Source organism: Pseudomonas sp. MC6 (assembly GCF_054790575.1).
This window is the reverse complement of the sequence record NZ_CP186504.1, coordinates 2,967,325-2,993,801: the sequence shown is the minus strand read 5'-3', so window position 1 is coordinate 2,993,801 and position 26,477 is coordinate 2,967,325. Positions and strand designations below refer to the sequence as shown.

The window sequence follows — 26,477 nt, the reverse complement described above, 5'->3', positions numbered from 1 at the left end:
CGCCTGATTGAAAACCGGATCGGCAATGCGTTGCCGATTCACTAGCCAAAGGCTCTGGAAATACCATGTCCGACCGTTTCGAACTCTTCCTCACTTGCCCTAAAGGCCTTGAAGGCCTGCTCATCGAGGAAGCCGTCGGGCTTGGCCTTGAAGAAGCGCGCGAGCACACTTCCGCCGTGCGTGGCATGGCGACCATGGAAACCGCTTATCGCCTGTGCCTCTGGTCGCGTCTGGCCAACCGTGTGTTGCTGGTGCTCAAGCGTTTTCCGATGAAAGACGCTGAAGACCTCTACCACGGCGTGCTCGACATCGAGTGGCAGGATCACATGCTCAGCGACGGTACCTTGGCCGTTGAATTCAGCGGCCACGGCTCAGGCATCGACAACACCCACTTCGGTGCCCTGAAAGTCAAAGACGCCATCGTCGACAAACTGCGCACCCCACAGGGCGACCGTCCGTCGATCGACAAGCTCAACCCGGATCTGCGCATTCACCTGCGTCTGGATCGCGGCGAAGCGATTCTCTCCCTCGACCTCTCCGGCCACAGCCTGCACCAGCGCGGCTATCGCTTGCAGCAAGGTGCGGCACCGCTGAAGGAAAACCTCGCGGCAGCCATCCTGATCCGTTCCGGCTGGCCACGCATTGCTGCCGAAGGCGGCGCACTGGCTGACCCGATGTGCGGTGTTGGTACGTTCCTCGTCGAAGCCGGCATGATTGCCGCCGACATGGCGCCGAACCTGCGTCGTGAGCAGTGGGGTTTCACCGCCTGGCTCGGTCACGTCCCGGCGCTGTGGAAAAAACTCCATGAAGAAGCCGTCGAACGCGCCGCTGCCGGTCTGGCCAAGCCACCGCTGTGGATTCGTGGTTATGAAGCTGACCCTCGTCTGATTCAACCGGGTCGCAACAACGTTGAGCGTGCCGGCCTGAGCGAGTGGATCAAGATCTACCAGGGCGAAGTCGCGACCTTCGAGCCGCGTCCGGATCAGAACCAGAAAGGTCTGGTGATCTGCAACCCACCGTACGGCGAGCGTCTCGGTGACGAAGCCAGCCTGTTGTACCTCTACCAGAACCTCGGTGAGCGCCTGCGTCAGGCCTGCCTGAATTGGGAAGCGGCGGTATTCACCGGCGCGCCGGATCTGGGCAAGCGCATGGGCATTCGCAGCCACAAACAGTATTCGTTCTGGAACGGCGCACTGCCGTGCAAACTGCTGTTGATCAAAGTGCTGCCGGATCAGTTCGTCACCGGCGAGCGTCGTACCCCGGAACAGCGTCAGGCCGAGCGCGAGCAAGCGGCTTACGACCAGACTCCGGACGAGCCGCAAGAGCGCAAATTCAACAAGAACGGCAACCCGATTAAACCGACGCCAGCCCCGGCACCGGTGATCGAGCAACCGCGCTTGAGCGAAGGCGGGCAGATGTTTGCGAACCGCCTGCAAAAGAACCTCAAGGCCATGGGCAAGTGGGTCAAGCGCGAAGGCATCGATTGCTACCGCGTCTACGATGCCGACATGCCTGAGTACGCGATGGCCATCGACCTGTACCACGATTGGGTGCACGTCCAGGAATACGCCGCGCCAAAATCCATCGATCCGGAAAAAGCCTCGGCGCGCATGTTCGACGCCTTGGCCGCCATTCCGCAGGCGCTGAACGTCGACAAGAGCCGCGTGGTGGTCAAACGCCGCGAACGCCAGAGCGGCACCAAGCAGTACGAGCGTCAGGCTGCACAGGGCAAGTTCAATGAAGTCAGCGAGGGCGGCGTGAAGTTGCTGGTCAACCTCACCGACTACCTCGACACGGGTCTGTTCCTCGACCACCGCCCGATGCGCATGCGCATTCAGAAAGAGGCCGCCGGCAAGCGCTTCCTCAATCTGTTCTGCTACACCGCGACCGCCAGCGTACACGCGGCCAAGGGCGGCGCGCGCAGCACCACCAGCGTCGATCTGTCGAAGACTTACCTCGACTGGGCGCGCCGCAACCTGTCGTTGAACGGCTACTCGGACAAGAACCGTCTGGAGCAGGGCGATGTCATGGCGTGGCTGGAAAGCAGCCGTGACGAGTACGACCTGATCTTCATCGATCCGCCGACGTTCTCCAACTCCAAGCGCATGGAAGGCATCTTCGACGTGCAACGTGATCAGGTGCAGTTGATCGACCTGGCCATGGCCCGTCTGGCAACCGGCGGTGTGCTGTATTTCTCCAACAACTTCCGCAAGTTCCAGTTGGAAGAAAACCTCGCCGAGCGTTACGCGGTCGAGGAAATCAGTGCGCAGACCATCGATCCGGATTTCGCCCGCAACACCAAGATCCACCGCGCCTGGAAAATCACGGCTCGTTGACGCTTTGCCGGGTTGGATCCACAGAGCCTTGATTTTTAAAGGCTCCGTGGATCTGCCCGCGCTAGCTAAATTAGTGGCTAATAGCTATAACTCACACACGGTCAATGGGGTTTTCCCGTAAATGCTGGCGTAGTGAGTTGTCTTTATGTCGTTGCACCCCGTGCGCCCAAAGATTCTGGGTTTCATCAGCGAAGACGTCTCGGCCTGGCTGGTCGCGCTGCTGGTATTGCTCGCCGGCGGGATTCTCACGGGGCTGCTCGCCTGGGCCACCCTCAATCAGTTTCAGCAACAAACCCGTCAGCGTTTTCAACTTCTGGCCAACGAACGTTACAGTCGCATCGAAGAACGCTTTCAGGATCAGGAGCAACGCCTCGACGGCCTGCGCCGCTTCTTCGCCAACTCTGAATCGGTGTCCCGCGCCGAATTCGACGGTTACACCCAACCCTTATTAATGCGTACCCAGGCCTATTCGTTTGCCCTCAAGGTCAGCGGTGCCGAGCGCGCTGCGTTCGAGCAACGGGTGCGTGACGAAGGCCTGAGTAACTTCACCCTGCGTGAACTGAATGCACAGGGCGAGCTGCAACTGGCTGGCGTGCGCGATGCCTATGTGCCGGTGCTCTATAGCCAGACGCAAAGTCGGCTCGGCTCACCGTTGGGTTATGACCTGCTCGCGCAACCTTTACGCCGCGACACGTTGCAACGCGCCGACAGGCTCGGCGGTCTGGCAGTATCGCAACCGATGCATCTGGTCAGCATCGAGCCGTCCTATGCGCGCGGTGTGCTGCTCGTCGCGCCTGTAAGCCGCAGTGGCGAGCGCCAATCGTTCGGCTACGTGATGGCGGTGATCAGCATGCGTCAGTTGCTGGCCGACGGTTTGCCGGATGCCTTCCATGACTATCTGTCGGTGCGCATTCTCGACATGTCGACCAATGATCAGCACGAGGTGTTGTTCGAGTCGACCAATGAACCGGCGCCGAGCGACCTGACTGCCACGCGCTTGGTGCGCATGGCCGATCATGATTATCAGGTCGATATTCTGCCGAGCGACGCGTTCGTTCAGGCCAACCATTCGTCGGTCGGCAGTGTGATCATTCTGGGCAGCTTGCTCAGTCTGCTGCTCAGCGCCTTGCTCTATGTGTTGGTCAGTCAGCGCCAGCGCGCCTTGCGCATGGTCGAATTGCGCACACAGGAACTGCATGCCAGCGAACAGGAGCTGCGCGGCACCCACGGTCAGTTGCGCGGCGTGCTGAATGCGGCGACGCAGGTGGCGATCATCGCTACCGACCTGCGCGGTGTGATCAATACCTTCAACCCAGGCGCCGAACAAATGCTCGGCTACAGCAGCGCCGAGGTGGTCGGTCACATGACCCTGGAAAACCTGCACCTGCCCCGTGAGCTGACGGCCCGTGCTGCCGAATTGAGTGCGCGCTACGGTAAAAGCATCCCGACCTGCCACGCGATGCTGGTCGAGGGCGGCGAAGTCGGCGGCCACGAGGCCCGCGAGTGGACGCTGGTGCGCAGCGATGGCAGCCATATTCCGGTGAACATGCTGGCCACCCCGGTGCTCGATGAGCAGGGTTTATGGGTCGGGCATCTGGCGATCTGCATCGACATCACCGAGCGCAAGCGCGTGCACGAAGTGCTGGCCGCGCGCGACGTGCTGCTAAAGAAACTCAGCGCGCACGTACCCGGCGGCATCTATCAGTTCAAGATGGAATTCGACGGACGCTTCAGTGTGATCTACGCCAGCGACGGCATCCGCGAGATCTACGAGCTGGAGCCGGACGTGCTGCTGTTCAACGCCGAAGCGATCTTCACGCGCATTCATCCACAGGACGTTACTCGTGTGCGCTCTTCCATTCGCGCCTCGGCCGACAGCCTCAGCCCGTGGCGCGAGGAATACCGCGTGCAACTGCCCGAACGTGGCCTGCGCTGGGTGCGCGGCGAGGCGACGCCGGAGGAACTGCCGGGCGGCGGCGTGCTGTGGCACGGCTATATCTCGGATATTTCCGACCTGAAACGCGTGGAAGAAGAACTGCGTGCGCTGTCGGTGACCGATTCGCTGACCGGCATCCACAACCGCCGCTATTTTCAGGAACGCCTGACCACGGAAATGGCCCGGGTCGAGCGCGGCGGCGGCGAGCTGTCGGTGATCATGCTCGACATCGACCATTTCAAACGCATCAACGATCAGTACGGCCATGCCGTGGGCGACCGCGTGCTGCAAGCGGTGTGCGAGCGGATCGGCCATCGATTGCGGCGCACCGATGTGTTCTGTCGCTTGGGCGGCGAGGAATTCATGGTGCTGTGCCCGGACATCGACGGCGAACACGCGTACATGTTGGCGGTTGAGTTGTGGCAGGGTTTGCGCAGTGCGCCGGTGGATGTGGTCGGCGTGGTCACGGCGAGTTTCGGGATCGCCAGTTGGCGACCGGAGGAGGGCGCGGATGCACTGTTGCTCAGGGCGGATTCGGGTGTGTATATGGCGAAGCAGCGCGGGCGTGATCGCGTCGAGCAGATGAGTTAGCCGCGACGCTAAACCCTTGTAGGAGTGAGCCTGCTCGCGATCGCGATATGTCAGTCACTTTGATATGCCTGAACTGACGCTATCGCGAGCAGGCTCACTCCTACAGGGGGCCGCGGTGATCAGAGGACCGAAGCGGTCTGCGCCAGTTTCGGCTGTTTGTACAGATCGAGCAGCACCTGATCCAGAACCGACGATGCCCCAAACGGTGCCTTGTCGTTGAGGATCGCCACCACCGCCCAAGTGTTGCCATTCACATCACGGCTGAAACCGGCAATCGCTCGCACAGTGTTCAAAGTACCTGTCTTGACGTGCGCTTCACCGCGCATTGCCGTGGTCTTCAGACGCTTGCGCATGGTGCCGTCGGTACCAGCGATCGGCAGCGAGCTGATGTACTCGGCGGCATACGGGCTGTGCCAGGCGGCTTGCAGCATGCTTGCCATTTCACGGGCGCTGACCCGTTCAGCACGGGACAGGCCGGAGCCGTTCTCCATCACCAGGTGCGGCGCAGTAATGCCTTTCTTCGCCATCCACTGGCGCACCACACGTTGTGCGGCTTTCGCGTCATCACCGTCGGCGTCGTTGCGGAATTTCTGCCCAAGACTCAGAAACAATTGCTGAGCCATGGTGTTGTTACTGTATTTGTTGATGTCGCGGATGATCTCCGCCAGATCCGGCGAGTAAGCACGGGCCAGCAGCTTGGCGTTGCCCGGCGTCGAGGCCAGACGATCCTTGCCCTGAATGCTGCCACCCAGTTCTTTCCAGATCGCCCGCACGGCGCCGGCGGTGTAGGTCGCGTGGTCGAGCAGCGACAGGTAAGTCTGCGAGCTGCAACCTTCGCCCAACTGGCCGGCCACGGTCACGGTCACGCTGCCATCAGCTTCTGGCACCGGGTTGTAGCGCACGCCGCCGGTGCATTGTTTGGAGGGCAGGGCTTTAACGGTGTTGGCGATGTGGATGCTGGCAATCGGCGGTTCAACCGAGATCAGTACCCGGCCATTGTCGTTGCGGGCAACAAAGCGCAGGGCTTTGAGGTTGACCAGCAGCGAATCCGGTTTGACCAGGAACGGTTTGTTCTCGTCATTGCCGTCATCGTTGAATTCCGGCAGCACCGGCTGCACGAAGAAGTTGCGGTCGAGGATCAGGTCGCCGGTGATCTGGGTCACGCCGTTGGCGCGCAGGTCGCGCATCAGCAGCCAGAGTTTTTCCATGTTCAGCTTCGGATCGCCGCCACCCTTGAGGTAGAGGTTGCCGTTGAGGATGCCGCCATTGAGGTCGCCGTCGGTGTAGAACTCGGTCTTCCATTGATGATTGGGGCCGAGCATTTCCAGCGCCGCGTAGGTAGTCACCAGTTTCATGGTCGAGGCCGGGTTGACCGAAACGTCGGCATTGAACACGGTCGGCGTGCCCGGGCCGTCGAGCGGCACCATCACCAGCGACAGGGCGCTGGGCTGCAATTTGCTCGCCTTGAGGGCTTTTTCAACGTTGGGGGTCAGGGAAGTATTGATGGTGGCAGCAGAAACAGGCAGGGCCAGAGGCAGAAGAAGGCCAGCGAGCAATAGAGGACGCAACGATTTGATCATATGAAATAAAACCCTACAGTCGAGGGGAAAATAACGAGGACATGGATGAAAAAGCCCTCAGCGGTCATGAAAGTGTCGGCATTATGCCCCAAGGTGTTACAGCTTGTGCCTTGTCGGGGCCGGCCAATACGTTATTTTTTTACAGGCGGTCGGCTTCAGGGGCCAGAGAGTCGGGCAATCGACGGCTTAAACTGGTAAAGTGCCGGCCGTTAATACTTATGAGGATTGTTCCAATGGCGACTAACCGTTCCCAGCGTCTGCGCAAAAAACTGTGCGTTGATGAATTTCAAGAGCTGGGTTTCGAACTGAACCTGGACTTCAAAGAAGACTTGTCCGAAGAAGCCATTGACGCTTTCCTCGAAGCCTTCATCAAAGAAGCCATGGAAGCCAATGGTCTGGGTTATGTTGGCGGCGACGACTTCGGTCTGGTTTGCCTGCAGAAGCGTGGCTCGGTCAACGAAGAGCAGCGCGCTGCCGTTGAAGCCTGGCTGAAAACCCGCTCCGAGCTGACCAAGTATGACGTCAGCCCGTTGCTGGACGTTTGGTATCCGGAAAAGCCGATCAACGCGGCTAAGTGATACTGAAAAAAACGGCGACCTGAGGGTCGCCGTTTTTTTTCGTCTGGGGTTTGGGGGGGCGGTTTGGGATTTGTGGTGAGTCTACCCCTCACCCCAGCCCTCTCCCCCTGGAGAGGGAGCCGACTTGTGGGCTGTTCAAAATTTGAGTTCGACTCGGTATCCCGCGTCGCTATAACTCCCGCATACAACGCGGTCAGTCCCCTCTCCCTCCGGGAGAGGGCTAGGGTGAGGGGCTTTTGACCTTAAGCTTTGCGCCAATTGAGGATCAGCAAGGTCAGCACCCCCGCAACAATCCCCCAAAACGCCGAACCAATGGAAAACAGCGTCAACCCCGAGGCCGTGACCATAAAGGTGATCAACGCCGCTTCCCGTTCCTTCACCTCGGTCATGGCAATGCTTAAACCATTGATGATCGAACCGAACAACGCCAGCGCCGCAATCGACAGCACCAGTTCCTTCGGCAGCGCGGCAAACAATGCCGCCAATGTCGCGCCGAACACCCCGGCAATCCCGTAGAAAATCCCGCACCAGACCGCCGCGGTGTAGCGCTTGTTGCGATCTTCATGGGCGTGCGGCCCGGTGCAGATCGCTGCGCTGATGGCCGCCAGGTTGATGCCGTGGGAGCCGAACGGCGCCAGCAGCAGCGAGGCGATACCGGTGGTGGTGATCAGCGGCGAGGCCGGTACGTTGTAGCCATCGGCGCGCAGGACAGCGATGCCGGGCATGTTCTGCGAGGTCATCGCGACCACGAACAATGGAATGCCGATGCTGATGGTCGCCGCCAGCGAGAAGTGCGGCGTCGTCCATACCGGCGTCGCCACTTCCAGATGAAAACCGCTGAAATCCAGCAAGCCCATGAAGCCCGACAGCGCGGTGCCGATCAGCAGCGCGGCGAGCACGGCGTAGCGCGGTGACAGACGCTTGACCAGCAGATAGGTAAAAAACATCCCCAGTACCAGCCCGGTACGATGCTGCGCGGCGACGAAGATTTCGCTGCCGATCTTGAACAGAATCCCTGCCAGCAATGCCGCCGCCAAAGAGGCCGGAATCTTTTTTACCAGCCGCTCGAAGCTGCCGGTCAGCCCGCAGATCGTCACCAGCACCGCGCAAGTGATGTAGGCGCCGATGGCCTCGCCATAGCTGACACCGCCAAGACTGGTGATCAGCAGGGCCGCGCCGGGCGTCGACCAGGCGATGGTGATCGGCGTGCGATAGCGCAGCGACAGACCGATCGAACACACTGCCATGCCAATGGAAATCGCCCAGATCCACGAAGAAATCTGGCCGCTGGTCAGGCCCGCCGCTTGCCCGGCCTGGAACATCAGCACCAGTGAGCTGGTGTAGCCGGTCATCATCGCAATGAAACCGGCGACGATCGCCGAGGGCGAGGTGTCGGCCAGAGGGCGCAGTCGAGTGTGGGTGGCGTCGTTCATGACAACGGTGTTCCTTATACAGATAAAGATGTCCCCTTTGACGCGATCCCTTGTAGGAGTGAGCCTGCTCGCGATGGCGGTGTGTCAGTCGAATTATTATTGAATGACACACCGCCATCGCGAGCAGGCTCACTCCTACAGGGAAATGTGCACTGAAGGCGGATTCTGTGATCAAGCCTAAACTCAATCGTAACGGATCGTTGCAATACAGCCGAAGTCACAAACAGCCGTACAGTCGTGTTGCCACCTTCCATTGTGTACAATCGCGCTGTTTTTTACGCGATACTTGCCAGCGACCTACTGTGCCGTATTACAGTCACGGTCTATTCGCCGCAGTTCTCCCGACTCGAGTGCCCATGAACGAACAGTTGCAACCCCTCAAGAAACAACCGCGAGCAGGCAAAGCCGGCCGCAGCGGAACCCAGGACGATATTGTCTACGCGCATATCTTCGAGGCCATCCTCGAACAGCGTCTGGCGCCCGGCACAAAATTGAGCGAAGAAGCGCTGGGGGAAATCTTCGGGGTCAGCCGCACCATCATTCGCCGCGCGCTCTCGCGTCTGGCCCATGAAGGTGTGGTGCTGTTGCGGCCGAACCGTGGCGCCGTGGTTGCCAGCCCGAGTGTGGAAGAGGCGCGACAGGTGTTCCTCGCCCGCCGTCTGGTGGAGCGTGCGATCACTGAGCTGGCGGTGCAACACGCCACCGCCGAGCAGATCGCCGAGCTGCGGCAGATGGTCAACGACGAGCGCGACAGCTTCTCCCGTGGCGATCGTGGTGCCGGTATTCGTCTGTCGGGCGAATTCCACCTGAAACTCGCGGAAGCGGCGATGAACGCACCGTTGATCAGCTTCCAGCGCAGTCTGGTTTCACAGACGTCGCTGATCATTGCCCAGTACGAAAGCGGCAACCGCTCGCACTGCTCGTATGACGAACACACCCAGTTGATCGACGCGATCGAGAAGCGCGACGGTGAGTTGGCGGTGAATCTGATGATGCATCACATGGATCACATCGACAGCAAGCTCAACCTCGATGAGGAGGGTGCGTCGGATGACTTGCATGCGGTGTTCTCGCATTTGTTGCAGACCAAGAAACCGGGGCGCCCAGCGGCCAAGCTCTGAGCCTGCTCGCGAAGGCGATCTGACAGGCAATAAAAATCCCCCGGGGTGAACACCACCGGGGGATTTTTTATGCCTTGGAAAAAGCTTAGCGCTGATGCACTAGCGCACCCGCCGCATACGTCTGCTGCACCGTGCGGTCATCACCCAGCGTCATCAGCACAAACAACGTTTCGGCAATGTTGTTGGCCTGCTTCAAGCGGTAGCTCAGCAGCGGCGTAGCGTGGTAATCCAGCACCAGGAAGTCGGCGTCGGAACCCGGTTGCAGATTGCCGATCTTGTCTTCCAGGCGCAGCGCCCGCGCACCGCCCAGTGTCGCCAGATACAGCGACTTGAACGGGCTCAGTCGCGCACCTTGCAGCTGCATCACTTTGTACGCTTCGTTCAGTGTCTGTAGCAGCGAGAAACTGGTGCCGCCACCGACGTCAGTGCCCAGGCCGACATTGAGCTTGTGCTTCTCGGCCATCGGCAAGTTGAATAGGCCACTGCCGAGGAAGAAGTTCGAGGTCGGGCAGAACGAGATCGCCGAGCCGGTTTCTGCCAGTCGCGCGCATTCGTCGTCGCACAAGTGCACACCGTGGGCGAACACCGAGCGCTCGCCGAGCAATTTATAGTGATCGTAAACATCGAGGTAGCCCTTGCGCTCCGGGAACAGCTCCTTGACCCACTCGATTTCCTTGAGGTTCTCGCTGATGTGGGTCTGCATGTACAGATCCGGGTATTCGGTCAGCAGTTGCCCGGCGAGGGTCAGTTGTTCCGGGGTGCTGGTCGGCGCGAAGCGCGGGGTCACTGCGTAGTGCAAACGGCCCTTGCCGTGCCAGCGCTCGATTAGCGCTTTGCTCTCGACGTAGCTCGATTCGGCGGTGTCAGTCAGATAGTCCGGCGCGTTGCGGTCCATCATCACCTTGCCGGCGATCATCCGCAGGTCAAGCTTCTCGGCCGCTTCGAACAACGAGTTCACCGACTGTGGGTGCACGCTGCCAAATACCAGTGCGGTGGTGGTGCCGTTGCGCAGCAGCTCCTTGACGAAAATGTCAGCGACTTCGTCGGCGTGGGCCTTGTCGCCGAACTGGCTTTCGCACGGGAAGGTGTAGGTGTTCAGCCAGTCGAGCAATTGCTCGCCGTAGGCACCGACCATGCCGGTTTGCGGAAAGTGAATGTGGGTGTCGATGAAGCCCGGAGTAATCAGCGCGTCTTGGTAGTGCTCGATTTCGATGTCTGCCGGCAGCGTCGGCAGCAAATCACTGGCGTGGCCAAGGGCGCTGATCTTGCCGCCATCGACCACCAGCAGGCCATCCTCGAAATATTCGTAGGAGGCTTCGATCCCGACTTCGGCAGGGTCGGCGATGCTGTGCAGGATGGCGGCGCGGTAGGCTTTGCGAGTCAGAGGCATGAGGGTTCTCTAATCAGTTTGAGGCTTTGAGTTTGGTGGCTTGACTGCGCCGCGACACCGGCAGCAGTTTGGCAATCGGTTCGGCGCTGGCAGTCTGCTGGCCGAAGTTGGCGTTGTAGGTGGCGATGATTTCGCCGGCGATGGAGATGGCGATTTCCACAGGCAGTTTGCCTTTGACCTCGCCGATGCCCATCGGGCAGCGCATGCGTTGCACGACGCCGCTGTCGAAACCGCGATCACGCAAACGATGTTCGAACTTCGCGCGTTTGGTCTTCGAACCGATCAGGCCGAAGTAGGCGAAGTCGTTTCGCTTGAGAATCGCGGCAGTGAGTTCAAGGTCGAGCTGATGGTTGTGGGTCATGACGATGCAATAACTGCCGGCGGGCAGCTCATCGATTTCATCCGCAGGCTCTTCGGAAACGATTTTACGCACGCCGTGGGGGATGTGTTCGGGGAATTCGGCCTCGCGCGAATCGATCCAGCGCACCCGGCAGGGCAGGCTGGCGAGCAACGGCACCAAGGCGCGGCCAACGTGGCCGGCACCGAACACAGCGATTTGCGCCTGCACCTGGCCCATCGGTTCGAACAGCAACACGGTGGCGCCGCCGCAGCACTGGCCCAGGCTGGCGCCGAGGCTGAAACGCTCCAGATGGGTGTCCTGCTTGCCGCTGGCGAGCATCTCGCGGGCGATCTGCATGGCTTTGTATTCCAGATGCCCGCCACCGATGGTGTCGAAACTCTGATTAGCGCTGATGACCATTTTCGAGCCGGCGTTGCGTGGCGTCGAGCCGAGTTCTTCGATGATCGTCACCAGCACACAGGGCTCGCCCTGGTTCTGCAGGTCGGCGAGGGCGTCGATCCAGTTGTACATAGTTCACCCCTACAACATCGTTGTCTGTTCGGGCCTCTTCGCGAGCGAGCTCGCTGCCACATTTGGAATGCATTCCCCTGTGGGAGCGAGCCTGCTCGCGAATGGCCGCGCCTCGGTCTTTAGAGCGGAGCCAACTCGGTTTCAGCTTCAACGGCTTTCACCGCTTTCAACTGACGCATCTGCTCGCAACCCCACAACACTCGCTCCGGCGTAGCCGGCGCATCGATCTGCGGCTGATGCTTGTAATCACCGAGACTCGCCACCGCATCCTTGATCGCACACCACGAGGCAATCCCGAGCATGAACGGCGGTTCACCGACAGCCTTGGAATGGAACACCGTGTCTTCCGGGTTCTTGCGGTTTTCCACCAGCTTCACCCGCAGGTCGAGCGGCATGTCCGCCACCGCCGGAATCTTGTAGCTGGCCGGGCCGTTGGTCATCAGCTTGCCTTTGTTGTTCCAGACCAGCTCTTCCATGGTCAGCCAGCCCATGCCCTGAATGAAGCCACCTTCGACCTGACCGATGTCGATGGACGGGTTCAGCGAGGCGCCGACGTCGTGAAGGATGTCGGTACGCAGCATTTTGTATTCGCCGGTCAGGGTGTCGACGATCACTTCGCAGCACGCCGCGCCGAAGGCGAAGTAGTAGAACGGACGGCCACGCGCCTGGCTGCGGTCGTAGTAGATCTTCGGCGTCTTGTAGAACCCGGTGCTCGATAGCGACACCTGATTGAAATACGCCTGCTGAATCAGCGCTTCAAAGGTCAGGATATGGTCACGAACACGCACGTGGCCGTTGTGGAATTCAACGTCTTCTTCAGTGACTTTGAAGTGACGTGCAGCGAATTCGATCAGGCGTTTCTTGATGATTTCCGCCGCGTTCTGCGCCGCTTTACCGTTCAGGTCAGCGCCGCTGGACGCCGCTGTCGGCGAGGTGTTCGGCACCTTGTCGGTGTTGGTCGCGGTGATCTGCACGCGATCGATTTCAACCTGGAACACTTCGGCCACGACCTGCGCGACTTTGGTGTTCAGGCCCTGACCCATTTCGGTGCCGCCATGGTTCAGGTGGATGCTGCCGTCGGTGTAGATGTGAATCAGCGCACCGGCCTGGTTCAAGAAACTCGCGGTGAAGGAAATACCAAATTTAACCGGGGTCAGCGCCAGGCCTTTTTTCAGGATCGGGCTGTTGGCGTTGTAGCGACGGATCGCTTCGCGACGCTCGTGATACTGGCTGCTTTCTTCCAGTTCGGCGGTCATTTCCTCGAGCATGTTGTGCTCGACGGTCTGATAGTAATGGGTGACGTTGCGTTCGGTCTTGCCATAGTAGTTGGCCTTGCGTACCGCGAGCGGATCAAGCTGCAGGTGACGGGCAATCGCGTCCATCACTTCTTCGATCGCGACCATGCCTTGTGGGCCACCGAAACCACGGTAAGCAGTGTTCGACGCGGTGTTGGTCTTGCAGCGGTGACCGTTAATGGTCGCATCGCCGAGGTAGTACGAGTTGTCGGAGTGGAACATCGCCCGGTCAACGATCGAGGCGGACAAGTCCGGCGAGCAGCCGCAGTTGCCGGCCAGATCCATGTTGATCCCGTGCAGGCGTCCGGTGCTGTCGAAGCCGACGTCGTATTCGACGTAGAACGGGTGACGCTTGCCGGTCATCAGCATGTCTTCAACACGCGGCAGACGCATCTTGGTCGGCTGGCCGGTGAGGTGCGCGACCACGGCACACAGGCACGCCGGACTCGCAGCTTGAGTTTCCTTGCCGCCGAAACCACCGCCCATGCGGCGCATGTCGACGACGATTTTGTTCATCGACACGTCGAGTACTTCGGCGACCAGTTTCTGCACTTCGGTCGGGTTCTGCGTCGAGCAGTAGACGATCATGCCGCCGTCTTCGGTGGGCATTACCGAGGAGATTTGCGTCTCCAGGTAAAAGTGTTCCTGACCGCCGATGTGCAGCGTGCCTTGAATGCGGTGTTCAGCAGTGGCCAGCGCAGAGGCGGAATCGCCGCGCTGGTGGGTGTGGCTGTCGAGCACGAAGTGGCGTTTGCGCAGGGCCTCAACCACGTCGAGCACAGGTTCGAGGTCTTCGTATTCGATGATCGCCGCCATCGCGGCTTTGCGCGCGGTTTCCAGATCCTTCGCGGCGACGGCAAGCACCGGTTGACCGACGAACTGCACGTCATCGATGGCCAGCAGCGGATCGCCCGGCATCAACGGGCCGATGTCTTTCAGGCCTGGCACGTCTTCGTGGGTGATGGCGATGCGCACGCCCTCGAAGGCGTAGCACGGCGAGGTATCGATGCTGATGATTTTCGCGTGGGCGCGGTCCGACATGCGTGCATACAGGTGCAGTTGGTTCGGAAACTCCAGGCGGTCATCGATGTACTGCGCTTCACCGGACACGTGCTTGGCGGCGCTGTCGTGCTTGACGCTGCGGCCGACACCGGAGGTCAAATCCTTGGCGAACAGTTCAGCCAGTTCAGCTTGAGTTTTCTCTACGCCGTGATGGTTAGACATAAGCGGTCACCCGAGTCTCGATGTGCGGTGTTTGCAGTTCGATGAAGTATTTGCGCAGCAGGTTCTGCGCGCTGAGCAGGCGATATTCCTTGCTGGCGCGGAAGTCCGAGAGCGGGGTGAAATCTTCCGCCAGGGCAGCGCAGGCGCGTTCGACCACGGCGTTGTTGAACGGCGCACCGATCAGCGCGGCTTCACAGTGGGCAGCGCGTTTCGGGATCGCAGCCATACCGCCGAAGGCCATGCGCGCATCGGTGATCACGCCGTTTTCGACGCGCAGGTTGAAGGCGGCGCAGACGGCGGAGATGTCGTCGTCCAGACGCTTGGAGACTTTGTAGGCACGGAACAACTGCTCGGCGCTGGCGCGCGGGACGATGATCTTCTCGATGAACTCACTTTCCTGACGGGCAGTGACTTTGTAATCGATGAAGTAATCGTCAAGGTTCAGGGTGCGGCGGGTTTCGCCCTTGCACAGCACAACCTGCGCGCCGAGGGCGATCAGCAGCGGTGGCGAGTCACCGATCGGCGAGGCGTTGCCGATGTTGCCGCCGAGGGTGCCCTGGTTGCGGATCTGCAGCGAGGCGAAGCGGTGCAGCAACTCGCCGAAGTCCGGGTACTCGGCGTTCAACGCTTCGTAGCAATCGGAGAGGGCGGTGGCGGCGCCGATTTCAATGCGGTCTTCGAAGGTGTCGATGCGCTTCATTTCCGCGACGTTGCCGACGTAGATCATCACCGGCAGGGTGCGGTGAAACTGGGTGACTTCCAGTGCCAGATCGGTACCGCCGGCGAGCAGACGCGCTTGTGGATAAGCATCGTAGAGGTCGGCCAGATCGGCGACGGTCAGCGGCACCAGGCAGCGTTTGTCGCCGCTGTTGAGTTCACCGATATCGGTCGGGGCAATGGCTTTGAGGCGCGAGATGGTCTCCGCTTCGCGGGCATCGAACTGATCCGTTTGCTTGCCGCAGCACGATTGCTCGGCAGCCGCCAGAATAGGGCGGTAACCGGTGCAGCGGCAGAGGTTGCCGGCCAGCGCTTCGTGGGCCTTGGCGTGATCCGGTGCATCGCTGTTCTTTTGCAGGGCGAACAGCGACATGACGAAACCGGGGGTGCAGAAACCGCACTGCGAGCCGTGGCACTCGACCATGGCTTTCTGCACGCTGTGCAGTTCGCCTTTGTGCTTGAGGTCTTCGACGCTGATCAGTTGTTTGCCGTGCAGCGACGAAACAAAGGTCAGGCACGAATTGAGGCTGCGATAGCGAATGTGTTCGCGGCCAGCGTCATCCGTTTGCAACTCGCCGACCACCACGGTGCAGGCGCCGCAGTCACCGCTGGCGCAACCTTCTTTGGTGCCGGATTTACCGACGTGTTCACGCAGGTAATTGAGCACAGTCAGATTCGGGTCCAGGGCGTGCTCGCTACGGAGTTCCTGGTTAAGTAAAAACTGGATCACGGAAGGCCTCGCAGACTCATTATTGTTGTTAACCGACTTGAGCCGAATTTAGCAGGTCTGACTTTTCGGTCAATGGTTTTCTGACTTAAAGGTCAGGAAAGTGTATTTCGTCGATCAACAACGTGTCTATTCAGTATTGACCCACATCGGATCTCCTGCTTTTTTGCGGGAATCGTGCCAAAAACCGCTGAGTGGGCACTCCGCCATGACCGTGCATTTGCGCTACACTGCGCCGCTTGTGCAGATCGATAGAGTTTGAAGGACAACCATGACGTTCAAGGCGCCGGACAGCCTCGCCGAGCAAATCGCTCACCACCTCGCCGAACGCATCATTCGTGGCGAAATGAAGCCGGGAGAGCGCATCCAGGAACAGAAGGTCACGCTGGCACTGAATGTCAGCCGCGGTTCGGTCCGCGAAGCCTTGCTGATCCTCGAACGCCGTCACCTGATCGCGATCCTGCCGCGCCGTGGCGCGCACGTTACCGAGCTGACGCCGCACAAGGTGCAGAGCCTGTGCACGCTGATGAGCGAGCTGTACATCCTGCTTGGCAACTCGGTGGCCAATGGCTGGCAAGTGCAGTCGGACATGGCGCCGTTCGTGCAGATCCAGCAGCGCTTGACCGCCAGCTACGAGCGTCAGGACATCCGCAGCTTTGTCGACGACAGCTTCGCGGTGATGCGCGCCGCTTATCCGTTCGCCAACAATCCTTACCTGCAAGAAACCGTCGAGAACCTGCAGCCGGCGATGAGTCGTGCCTACTTTCTCGCCCTCGAACAGCGCAAGGCCTCAATGAGCGAGTTCCTCGAACTGTTCGAACGCTTGCTGGCCGCTGTGCTCGCCCGTGATTTGCCGCAGATCCGCATCGTGCTGACGGCTTACGCCCAGCGCAGCTGCGATCTGGTGGTTTCTGCCCTGACGGTTGCCTAAGCGTGCGGCTCAAGTGCATCAAACTGGCGGGATTCAAATCCTTCGTCGACCCGACCACGGTGAACTTCCCCAGTAACATGGCGGCGGTCGTCGGGCCGAACGGTTGCGGCAAGTCGAACATCATCGACGCCGTACGCTGGGTGATGGGCGAGAGTTCGGCGAAGAACCTCCGTGGCGAGTCGATGACCGACGTCATCTTCAACGGTTCGACCAGTCGCAAACCGGTGAGTCAGGCGAGTATCGAGCTGGTCTTCGACAACTCCGACGGCACGCTGCTGGGCGAATACGCGGCCTACGCCGAGATCTCGATTCGCCGCAAAGTCACCCGCGACAGCCAGACCACTTATTACCTCAACGGCACCAAATGCCGGCGCCGCGACATCACCGATATCTTCCTTGGCACCGGTCTTGGCCCACGCAGCTATTCGATCATCGAGCAGGGGATGATCTCCAAGCTGATCGAATCCAAGCCCGAAGACCTGCGTAATTTCATCGAAGAAGCGGCCGGCATCTCCAAGTACAAGGAGCGCCGCCGCGAGACCGAAAACCGTATCCGCCGCACCCACGAAAACCTCGCGCGTCTGACTGACCTGCGCGATGAGCTGGAACGGCAACTCGAACGCCTGCACCGCCAGGCCGAAGCGGCGAAGAAGTATCAGGAATTCAAAGCCGAGGAGCGCCAGCTCAAGGCGCAACTGTCGGCCCTGCGCTGGCAGGATCTCAACGATCAGGTCGGCCAGCGCGAGTCGATCATCGGCACCCAGGAAATCAGTTTCGAAGCCTTGGTCGCTGAGCAGCGCAATGCCGATGCGGCCATCGAACGCCTGCGTGACGGGCACCATGACCTGTCCGAACGCTTCAATCTGGTGCAAGGGCGCTTCTATTCGGTCGGCGGCGATATTGCCCGGGTCGAGCAAAGCATCCAGCACGGCCAGCAACGTCTGCGGCAGTTGCAGGACGACTTGAAAGAAGCCGAACGCGCACGCCTCGAAACCGAGTCGCATCTGGGCCACGACCGCACGTTGCTACTGACCCTCGGCGAAGAGCTGGACATGCTTACCCCCGAGCAGGAAGTCACCAGCGCCGCCGCCGAAGAAGCCGCCGCTGCGCTGGAGGATTCCGAATCCGTCATGCACGGCTGGCAGGAGCAGTGGGACGCCTTCAACCTGACCGCCGCCGAACCGCGTCGTCAGGCCGAAGTGCAACAGTCGCGCATCCAGCAGTTGGAAACCAGCATGGAGCGCCTCGCTGACCGGCAGAAACGCCTCGGCGAAGAGCGCGCGTTGCTCTCGGCTGATCCAGAAGACGCGGCGATAATGGAACTCAACGAGCAGCTCGCCGAGTCCGAAGCGACCCTCGAAGATTTGCAGACCAGCGAAGAAGCCCAAGTCGAAAAACTCGAACAATTGCGTCAGGAGTTGCAGCAAGCACTGACCGCGCAGCAACAGGCGCAGGGCGATTTGCAGCGCCTCAACGGTCGCCTCGCGTCCCTCGAAGCCTTGCAACAAGCCGCGCTCGATCCAGGCACCGGCACCGCCGAATGGCTGAAGGAACACCACCTCGCCGAGCGCCCGCGTCTTGCCGAAGGCCTGAAGGTTGAAGCAGGTTGGGAACTGGCGGTGGAAACCGTGCTCGGCGCTGACCTGCAAGCGGTGCTGGTCGACGACTTCAGTGGCTTCGATTTATCCGGGTTCACCCAAGGCGATCTGCGCCTGCTCAGCCCGGCCAGCGATGGCGTGCGCGTGGCGGGCAGCCTGCTCGATAAGGTCGACGCGCAGATCGATCTGTCGCCGTGGCTGGGTCAGGTCAAACCGGTCGACAGCCTCGAACAGGCCTTGGCTTTGCGCGGGCAATTGAGCGCTGGTGAGAGCCTGATCAGTCGTGACGGTTACTGGGTCGGTCGGCACTTTTTACGCGTGCGTCGGGCCAGCGAAGCGGAAAGCGGCATGCTCGCCCGTGGCCAGGAAATCGAAGCGCTGCATCTTGAGCGTGAAGAGAAAGAAGCCACCGTCGAGGCGATGGAAACCCGTCTGCAAACCCTGCGTGCGCAACAGCGTCAGCAGGAAAACGGCCGCGAACATTTGCGCCGTTTGCTGCAAGACGAAGCGCGTCAGCAGGGCGAGTTGAAAGCACAGCTGTCCGCCGGCAAAGCCAAGGCCGAACAGCTGACCTTGCGCCGCAAACGCCTCGATGAAGAACTGGTCGAACTCGGCGAACAGCGCGAACTCGAGCACGAACAAATCGGCGAAGCGCGCATGCAATTGCAGGACGCGCTGGACGCCATGGCGCTGGACACCGAGCAGCGCGAGTTGCTGCTGGCCCAGCGTGACAGCCTGCGCGAACGCCTCGACCGCGTGCGTCAGGAAGCGCGGCAGCACAAGGATCATGCGCATCAATTGGCCGTGCGTCTTGGCTCTTTGCGCGCGCAGCACGACTCCACGCGTCAGGCGCTGGAACGTCTGGAAATGCAGGCCGAGCGCCTCACCGAAAAACGCGAACAGTTGAGTCTGAACCTGGAGGAGGGCGAGGCACCGCTGGAAGAGCTGCGCCTGAAACTCGAAGAACTGCTCGACAAGCGCATGACCGTCGACGAAGAACTGAAAACCGCGCAGATCGCCCTCGAAGATGCCGACCGCGAACTGCGCGACGCGGAAAAACGCCGGACTCAGGCCGAGCAGCAATCGCAGTTGATTCGTGGCCAGCTCGAACAGCAGCGCATGGAATGGCAAGCCCTGACCGTGCGCCGCAAGGCCTTGCAGGATCAACTGCTCGAAGACGGCTACGATCTCAACGGCGTGCTCGCGACATTAACCGCGCAAGCCAGTGAACGCGAAGCCGAAGAAGAACTCGAACGCATCAACGCGCGGATTCAGCGCCTGGGCGCGATCAACCTCGCGGCCATCGATGAATACACGCAACAGTCCGAGCGTAAACGTTATCTGGATGCTCAAGACGCCGATCTGGTCGAAGCGCTGGAGACCCTGGAAAACGTCATTCGCAAGATCGACAAGGAAACTCGTAATCGCTTCAAAGATACCTTTGATCAGATCAATGGCGGTTTACAGGCGCTTTTTCCAAAAGTTTTCGGTGGTGGACGGGCGTATTTGGAACTGACGGGCGAAGATCTACTCGATACAGGGGTAACGATCATGGCGCAGCCGCCTGGGAAGAAGAACAGCACCATCCATTTGCTCTCCGGCGGGGAAAAAGCCCTGACCGCACTGGCACTGGTTTTTGCCATCTTCAAATTGAACCCGGCGCCGTTCTGCATGCTCGATGAGGTTGACGCGCCACTGGATGACGCTAACGTTGGACGCTACGCACGCTTGGTCAAAGAGATGTCGCAGACCGTGCAGTTCATCTATATCACCCACAACAAGATCGCCATGGAAATGGCCGAGCAGTTGATGGGCGTGACGATGCATGAGCCGGGTTGTTCGCGACTGGTAGCCGTGGATGTCGAGGAGGCGATGGCGATGGTGGACGCCTGAGCCAGCGTGGTGTCGGAAAGGTAATTGAGGGTTGTAGGACTTTTTTACCGGGTTCGACTTGCTGGCCAATCGACATATTCGCGCAAGCCAATGAGACAGACGGTGTAAAGTTGTCTTTGGTCGTGCTAGTTTAATGTCAATTTTTCGTATACGTGGGCAAAACGCCTGTCAGAACATAGAGTTGGCGCCACGTTTTAAAGCGGTTTGCACAATGTAAACCCCTTATTTTTCAGCATTTTTTATAGAGGCACGGGATTACATGGAAATCGGTCTGCGCGAGTGGCTGATCGTCATCGGCATCATTGTGATAGCCGGTATTCTTTTCGATGGCTGGCGCCGTATGCGCGGCGGCAAGGGAAAACTGAAATTCCGTCTTGACCGAAGTCTGTCCAACCTGCCGGACGAGGACACCAGCGCTGAGCTGTTGGGCCCGGCCCGTGTTCTGGACAACCATAAAGAACCACAGCTGGACGAACACGACCTGCCGTCGGTGAGCATGCCGGCCCGCGAAGCACGCGAGCCTCGCGAATCCGGCTCGAAACGTGGCAAGCGTGGCAGCAACGGTCCGGCTCAGGGCGACTTGAACCTCGACCTGGATCTGGACGGCGGCCCGAGCTTCAGCAGCCGTGACGACGATTTCGCCGAAGACAGCAAGCCATCGCCGGCGGTGGTCGACAAGGATCAGCCGCAAGCTGAAGAAGTGCTGGTGATCAGCGTGATCTGCCGCGACGCTGCCGGCTTCAAAGGCCCGGCGCTGTTGCAGAACATTCTCGAAAGCGGTCTGCGTTTTGGCGAGATGGATATCTTCCATCGCCACGAAAGCATGGCCGGTAACGGTGAAGTGCTGTTCTCCATGGCCAATGCGGTCAAGCCGGGTATCTTCGATCTGGACGACATCGACCATTTCAGCACTCCGGCGGTGAGCTTCTTCCTCGGCCTACCAGGCCCGCGTCACCCGAAGCAGGCCTTCGACGTGATGGTGGCGGCAGCCCGCAAGTTGTCGCAGGAACTCAACGGCGAGCTGAAAGATGACCAGCGCAGTGTTCTGACCGCGCAGACGATTGAGCACTACCGTCAGCGCATCGTTGAATTCGAACGTCGCGCCCTGACCCAGAAGCGCTAAGGCCAAGATCAAAAGATTGCAGCCTCGTTTCACTCGACAGCTCCTACAGGAATGCTATTTCTGTAGGAGCTGCCGAAGGCTGCGATCTTTTGCTTCTGCTGCCACAGATAGATGAATTAGAGCAGCCTCGGCTGCTCTTTTGCTTTATGAGAGAACACCCATGACCGCCGCGAAAAACCGCATTCTCGAGCTACGCGCTGAACTCGATCAACACAACTACCGTTACCATGTCCTCGACGAGCCGAGCATTCCGGACGCCGAGTACGACCGGTTGTTCCACGAGCTCAAGGCGCTGGAAGCGGCCAATCCGGAGCTGATTACCAGCGACTCGCCGACCCAGCGCGTCGGCAGCGTGGCGCTCACCGCGTTCACTCAGGTGCGTCACGAAGTGCCGATGCTCAGCCTCGGCAACGCCTTCGAAGAAAGCGACATGCGCGAGTTCGATCGCCGCGTCACCGAGGGGCTGGATATCCCTGCAGGTGATCTGTTTGGCGGCGGCGCGGCGGTGGAATACAGCTGCGAGCCAAAGCTCGATGGCCTGGCGGTCAGCCTGCTCTATCAGGACGGTGTGCTGGTACGTGGCGCCACACGCGGCGACGGCACCACCGGCGAAGACATCAGCGTCAACGTGCGCACCGTGCGCAACATTCCGCTGAAGCTGCATGGCGAAGGCTGGCCGGCGACGCTGGAAGTACGCGGTGAAGTGTTCATGTCCAAGGCCGGTTTCGAGCGCCTGAACGCCTCGCAGCTGGAAGTCGGTGGCAAGACCTTCGCCAACCCGCGCAACGCCGCCGCCGGCAGCTTGCGCCAGCTCGATTCGAAGATCACCGCCAACCGTCCGCTGGAATTCTGCTGCTACGGCATCGGTCAGGTTTCCCACGATATTGCCGACACCCACATCGGCAACCTCAAGCAGTTGCAGCAGTGGGGCATGCCGATCAGTCACGAGCTGAAGCTGGCCAAGGGCATCGACGAATGTCTGGATTACTACCGCGACATTGGCGCGCGCCGTAACTCGCTGACGTATGAAATCGATGGCGTGGTGTTCAAGGTCAACAGCATTGCCGATCAGCGTGAACTGGGCTTCCGTGCCCGTGAGCCGCGCTGGGCGATTGCGCATAAATTCCCGGCGATGGAAGAACTCACCGAACTGCTCGACGTCGAGTTTCAGGTTGGCCGTACTGGCGCTGTTACGCCGGTGGCACGATTGAAACCGGTCAAGGTCGCTGGCGTCACCGTGGCCAACGCCACGCTGCACAACATGGATGAAGTCGCGCGTCTGGGCCTGATGATCGGCGACACCGTGATTATCCGCCGCGCCGGTGATGTGATTCCGCAGGTGGTGCAGGTGGTTCTGGAGCGCCGCCCGGAAAACGCACGGCCGGTGGCGATTCCCGAGAGCTGTCCGGTCTGTGGCTCACACGTCGAGCGCACGCAACTGGTCAAGCGCAGCAAAGGCAAAGAAACCGTCAGCGAAGGCGCGGTGTATCGCTGCGTCGGCCGTCTGGCCTGCGGCGCACAACTGAAGCAGGCGATCATTCATTTCGTTTCGCGTCGGGCGATGGATATCGAAGGGCTGGGCGACAAGAGTGTCGAGCAACTGGTCGATGAAGGTTTAGTCAATTCGCCGGCTGATCTGTATGCGCTGAAGTTTGACGATATCGTCGATCTGGAAGGCTTTGCCGAAGTCTCCAGCAACAAACTGTTGGCAGCCATTGAGGACAGCAAGAAGCCGGGGCTGGCGCGCTTCATCTATGCGCTGGGGATTCCCGATGTCGGCGAAGAGACGGCCAAGGTGCTGGCGCGCTCGCTGGGTTCGCTGGAGCGTGTGCAGCAGGCGCTGCCGCAAGTGCTGACCTACCTGCCGGATGTCGGCTTGGAAGTGGCGCACGAGATTCACAGCTTCTTTGAGGATGCGCATAACCAGCAGGTGATTGCCGAGTTGCTGGGGCATGGTTTGCAGATTCAGGATCAGGGTGAGCTGGGCGCCGAGTTTGCTGCCAGCACGACGCTGGGTGGCTTCCTCGACAAGCTGCACATTCCGTCGGTCGGCCCCGGTGGCGCGCAGAAACTGGCGGACAAGTTTGGCTCGCTGGAAGCGGTGATGGATGCGGACTGGCTGGACATGCGTCAGGCATTGCCGGAGAAACAGGCGAATTCGGTGCGAGAGTTTTTTGCGTTGCCTGAGCATCGGCAACTGGCTGAGGCATCTGAGAAACAACTGCGTGATTTCGGCATGCACTGGCAGAGCGAGAGGAAAGTCGTGGAAGGCTTGCCACTGTCCGGCGAAACCTGGGTGCTGACCGGCAAGGTCGAGTTGATGAGCCGCGATGTCGCCAAGGAGCATCTGGAAAGCCTGGGCGCCAAGGTCGCGGGTTCGGTGTCGGCGAAGACCCATTGTGTGGTCGCAGGCCCCGGCGCCGGTTCCAAACTGACCAAGGCCAATGAGTTGGGCGTGAAAGTGATGGACGAAGAAACTTTCATCGCGTTCCTCAAAACTCACGGCGTCGCCGTTTAAGATCAAAAGATCGCAGCCTGCGGCAGCTCCTTGGGGTTAGTGTCTAGCACATTGATCTCCTGTAGGAGCTGCCGCAGGCTGCGATCTTTTGATTTATCCCAAACACAGCGCGGGAACGATGTTGTCACGGGAATGATCTAGTCTTGGCAAGCCCCAGGGAGAGATCGCCATGCACCGTTTTTTCGAGCAGCTCAGTTCCCGCATCATCGCGCCGTTCATGGGCGAATCCTCACGCAACAGCAAAGTCTGGCCGTGCCGCTGCGGCCAGTCGCTGTTCTTTCGCAACAGCCAGTGCCTGGCCTGTAACGCTTTGCTCGGTTATCAACCGGAAGAAAGTCGTCTGACTTCGCTGCAACCGGGCCCGTACGAGGGCAGCTGGACGCTCGACGCCGATCCCGACGCCGGATTGTTCCGCCGCTGCGCCAACCTCGACACAGCCGCCGCGTGCAACTGGCTGCTGCCGGCCAACGATCACGACAGCCTGTGCATCGCTTGCAGCCTCAATCGCACCATCCCCGACCTGTCCGATCCGGACAACCCCGAACGCTGGCGCAAAGTCGAAATCGCCAAGCGTCGTCTTGTCGCACAACTGATCACCCTCGGCTTGCAGGTCATCCCGAAGAGCGTGGATGAAGACACCGGGCTGGCCTTCGATTTCATCGGCGTCGACCTCGAAGGCAACGCGCCGATGACCGGCCACGCCAACGGCCTGATCACCCTCGACATCAAAGAAGCCGACGATGCCCACCGCGAGCAGGTGAGGGCGCAGATGCACGAACCGTATCGCACGCTGCTCGGACATTTTCGCCATGAGGTGGGCCACTATTACTGGGATCGCCTGATCGCCAACGGCCCGTGGCTCGGCTCATTCCGCAGCCTGTTCGGCGACGAACGCGCCAGTTACGCCGAGGCGCTCGATCGTCACTATCAGCAAGGCGCGCCGCTGGACTGGCCGCAGCAATACGTCAGCGCCTACGCAACCATGCATCCCTGGGAAGACTGGGCGGAAACCTGGGCGCATTACCTGCACATGATGGATGCCGTGGACACCGCGTTGGGTTTTGGCATGAGCGCGCGGGAAATGGATTTTGATTACCAGCCGTTTCCGACCAGCACGCTGTACGACCCGGAGCATCCCGGCGGCGAGGCGTTCCTATCGTTCGTCAATGCGTGGATCGAGTTGGCGGGGATGCTCAATGAACTGTCACGCAGCATGGGTCAGCCGGATTTCTACCCGTTCGTGCTGCCGGCGGCGGCGATTGCCAAGTTGCACTTCATTCATCTGGTGATCCAGCAGGCGGGCGGCCGGGCGGACGAGGTTTTGGCCCTGTAGGCGCTGCCGCAGGCTGCGATCTTTATGTCCTTGAACCCGTTCATATTTTTAATCTGCAACCAACGGTTGTAACTTCGTCTCAGATAGGTACAATGGCGCGGCTCGCCGACAGGCAAGCGTCGTTATGGTGACCCCATCGGTCCCCCCGCAACGATTACCCGTGAACCTGGTCAGAGCCGGAAGGCAGCAGCCACAGCGGGAACATTGTGTGCCGGGGTGTGGCTGGTGGGGTTACCACCTTAACGAACAATCGAACGCTTCAACCAGAACTGCATGGGTTTCGCCCACTGCGGTTTTTTTGTGTCTGCGATTTGTCAGGTCGACACAAATCCCCTGTAGGAGTGAGCCTGCTCGCGATGGCGGTGGGTCAGTCAGCTCATGTTTGGGAGACAGGACGCCATCGCGAGCAGGCTCACTCCTACAAGGGTTATGGGGTGGCTTCGGATGACCCGGTATAGAGCCGGATAATCTCATCAATCTCCCCCGACATTTTCATCCGCAGCAACGTGCGCAATATCCGCTGCACCGGCACTTTCGGGTCATTCCTCACATAGCACCCGACTTTCTGCTCCTGCAACACCGCTACCCCTTGCAGTTGCTGCTCCGGCATCAAGCGTTGGTTAAACCAGTCCAGCGTCCACTGATTGCTCACTGCATACCGATAACGCCCGGCCAGCAGCTTCTCCAACACCTGCTCCTGATTGCGCGCATCTTCGCGTTGCAGTCGGTCAGCGTCGAACAACGGTTGCAGAGTCGGGTAGGTGTAGCCAAGCACGGTGCCGATGGATTGGCGGGGCAGGTGAGCGGGATCGGCGCTGGCAGGTTGATCCTTGCGGCTGATCAACAGATCGCGCTGGAAGAACAACGGCAGACTCCAGATGTAGTCCCCCGACTGATTCGGCAGCCATGACTGCGCGGCATAGCAGCGCACGTCGATCTCGCCGTGCTCCATCGCCGTCTGCACACGGGCGCGGGGCAGGACGTGAAATTCGGCCGGTACACCAACCTGCGTGGCCAGGCTGAGCATCAGATCGTAAAGGATGCCCTGGGTCGGGCGGCCGCGTTCGTATTGCACCATCGGCATCGCCCAGCTGTCGGGCATGGCAAAGCGCAACGGGGTTTGCGCTGCCGTCACATTCAGGCTGATTCCCAACAACGCCCCCACGGCCCACCGCATAAACGCTCCGGTAATTCCCGATCCCGAGCCGATAAAAGCCTCTGCTGATGCAGCTTAGCCATATTAGAAGAGGACACCGGATGCAATTTTGCCTTTGCTCCGCTA

General features: G+C 60.1%; 16 protein-coding genes and 1 other RNA gene. 10 read left to right on the top strand and 7 right to left on the bottom strand.

Going from position 1 to position 26,477, the window contains the following annotated elements; all coding sequences use genetic code 11:
* Nucleotides 1-65 precede the first annotated feature (65 nt).
* Together rlmKL and ACOYXE_RS13300 are read left to right on the top strand one after the other, a co-directional pair.
* Nucleotides 66-2,336: a bifunctional 23S rRNA (guanine(2069)-N(7))-methyltransferase RlmK/23S rRNA (guanine(2445)-N(2))-methyltransferase RlmL gene (rlmKL, locus tag ACOYXE_RS13305; protein ID WP_095047738.1), complete on the top strand. Its 2,271-nt coding sequence runs from the start codon at nt 66-68 to the stop codon at nt 2,334-2,336.
* 145 nt (nt 2,337-2,481) lie between these two features.
* Entirely contained in the window at nt 2,482-4,863 is a 2,382-nt protein-coding gene (locus ACOYXE_RS13300) for a sensor domain-containing diguanylate cyclase (RefSeq protein WP_160057068.1), read from the top strand.
* A gap of 119 nt (nt 4,864-4,982) precedes the next feature.
* Here the strand turns inward: ACOYXE_RS13300 and dacB are convergent, their stop codons facing one another.
* The gene (gene dacB, locus ACOYXE_RS13295; RefSeq protein ID WP_160057069.1) at nt 4,983-6,443 is read right to left on the bottom strand and encodes a D-alanyl-D-alanine carboxypeptidase/D-alanyl-D-alanine endopeptidase; all 1,461 of its coding nucleotides are present in this window, start codon (nt 6,441-6,443) and stop codon (nt 4,983-4,985) included.
* A 233-nt stretch (nt 6,444-6,676) separates the two neighbouring features.
* Here dacB and ACOYXE_RS13290 point away from each other — a divergent pair, with 233 nt between their 5' ends.
* Nucleotides 6,677-7,021 (top strand): YggL family protein, encoded by a 345-nt coding sequence (locus tag ACOYXE_RS13290; protein ID WP_160057070.1) that lies wholly within the window; start codon nt 6,677-6,679, stop codon nt 7,019-7,021.
* Nucleotides 7,022-7,263: 242 nt separating this feature from the next.
* Here ACOYXE_RS13290 and ACOYXE_RS13285 read toward each other — a convergent pair whose 3' ends face one another.
* Nucleotides 7,264-8,454 (bottom strand): benzoate/H(+) symporter BenE family transporter, encoded by a 1,191-nt coding sequence (locus ACOYXE_RS13285; RefSeq protein WP_160057071.1) that lies wholly within the window; start codon nt 8,452-8,454, stop codon nt 7,264-7,266.
* A 356-nt stretch (nt 8,455-8,810) separates the two neighbouring features.
* Here ACOYXE_RS13285 and ACOYXE_RS13280 point away from each other — a divergent pair, with 356 nt between their 5' ends.
* Complete coding sequence (locus ACOYXE_RS13280; RefSeq protein WP_007918375.1) at nt 8,811-9,575, top strand: GntR family transcriptional regulator; 765 nt, start codon at nt 8,811-8,813, stop codon at nt 9,573-9,575.
* Nucleotides 9,576-9,660: 85 nt separating this feature from the next.
* Here ACOYXE_RS13280 and guaD read toward each other — a convergent pair whose 3' ends face one another.
* The 4 genes from guaD to xdhA form a co-directional block, all read right to left on the bottom strand.
* Nucleotides 9,661-10,965, bottom strand: coding sequence for a guanine deaminase (gene guaD, locus ACOYXE_RS13275; protein WP_405122020.1), 1,305 nt, complete (start codon nt 10,963-10,965; stop codon nt 9,661-9,663).
* A gap of 13 nt (nt 10,966-10,978) precedes the next feature.
* The gene (gene xdhC, locus ACOYXE_RS13270) at nt 10,979-11,836 is read right to left on the bottom strand and encodes a xanthine dehydrogenase accessory protein XdhC (RefSeq protein ID WP_405122019.1); all 858 of its coding nucleotides are present in this window, start codon (nt 11,834-11,836) and stop codon (nt 10,979-10,981) included.
* Between the two features lie 119 nt (nt 11,837-11,955).
* Entirely contained in the window at nt 11,956-14,355 is a 2,400-nt protein-coding gene (gene xdhB / locus ACOYXE_RS13265; protein WP_122597605.1) for a xanthine dehydrogenase molybdopterin binding subunit, read from the bottom strand.
* Nucleotides 14,348-15,802, bottom strand: coding sequence for a xanthine dehydrogenase small subunit (xdhA, locus tag ACOYXE_RS13260; RefSeq protein ID WP_460929585.1), 1,455 nt, complete (start codon nt 15,800-15,802; stop codon nt 14,348-14,350). The genes xdhB and xdhA overlap by 8 nt, the downstream gene beginning before the upstream one ends.
* Nucleotides 15,803-16,070: 268 nt before the next feature.
* Here xdhA and ACOYXE_RS13255 point away from each other — a divergent pair, with 268 nt between their 5' ends.
* The 6 genes from ACOYXE_RS13255 to ffs all read left to right on the top strand — a co-directional run bounded on the left by ACOYXE_RS13255 (nt 16,071) and on the right by ffs (nt 25,426).
* Nucleotides 16,071-16,730 carry a GntR family transcriptional regulator gene (locus tag ACOYXE_RS13255; RefSeq protein WP_160038949.1) on the top strand — a complete coding sequence of 220 codons (660 nt, stop codon included), beginning with the start codon at nt 16,071-16,073 and terminating at the stop codon, nt 16,728-16,730.
* A gap of 2 nt (nt 16,731-16,732) precedes the next feature.
* Nucleotides 16,733-20,221, top strand: a complete 3,489-nt coding sequence (gene smc, locus ACOYXE_RS13250) for a chromosome segregation protein SMC (RefSeq protein WP_460929582.1) — start codon at nt 16,733-16,735, stop codon at nt 20,219-20,221.
* 259 nt (nt 20,222-20,480) lie between these two features.
* A complete protein-coding gene (zipA, locus tag ACOYXE_RS13245; RefSeq protein WP_160057077.1) occupies nt 20,481-21,344 on the top strand; it encodes a cell division protein ZipA in 864 nt (287 codons plus the stop codon).
* A gap of 160 nt (nt 21,345-21,504) precedes the next feature.
* The gene (ligA, locus tag ACOYXE_RS13240) at nt 21,505-23,862 is read left to right on the top strand and encodes an NAD-dependent DNA ligase LigA (RefSeq protein ID WP_160057078.1); all 2,358 of its coding nucleotides are present in this window, start codon (nt 21,505-21,507) and stop codon (nt 23,860-23,862) included.
* Between the two features lie 169 nt (nt 23,863-24,031).
* Complete coding sequence (locus ACOYXE_RS13235; protein ID WP_460929579.1) at nt 24,032-25,195, top strand: zinc-binding metallopeptidase family protein; 1,164 nt, start codon at nt 24,032-24,034, stop codon at nt 25,193-25,195.
* A gap of 134 nt (nt 25,196-25,329) precedes the next feature.
* Nucleotides 25,330-25,426, top strand: an RNA gene (ffs, locus tag ACOYXE_RS13230) — signal recognition particle sRNA small type.
* Nucleotides 25,427-25,622: 196 nt separating this feature from the next.
* Here the strand turns inward: ffs and ACOYXE_RS13225 are convergent.
* Nucleotides 25,623-26,372, bottom strand: a complete 750-nt coding sequence (locus ACOYXE_RS13225) for a substrate-binding periplasmic protein (protein ID WP_460929577.1) — start codon at nt 26,370-26,372, stop codon at nt 25,623-25,625.
* Nucleotides 26,373-26,477 lie beyond the last annotated feature (105 nt).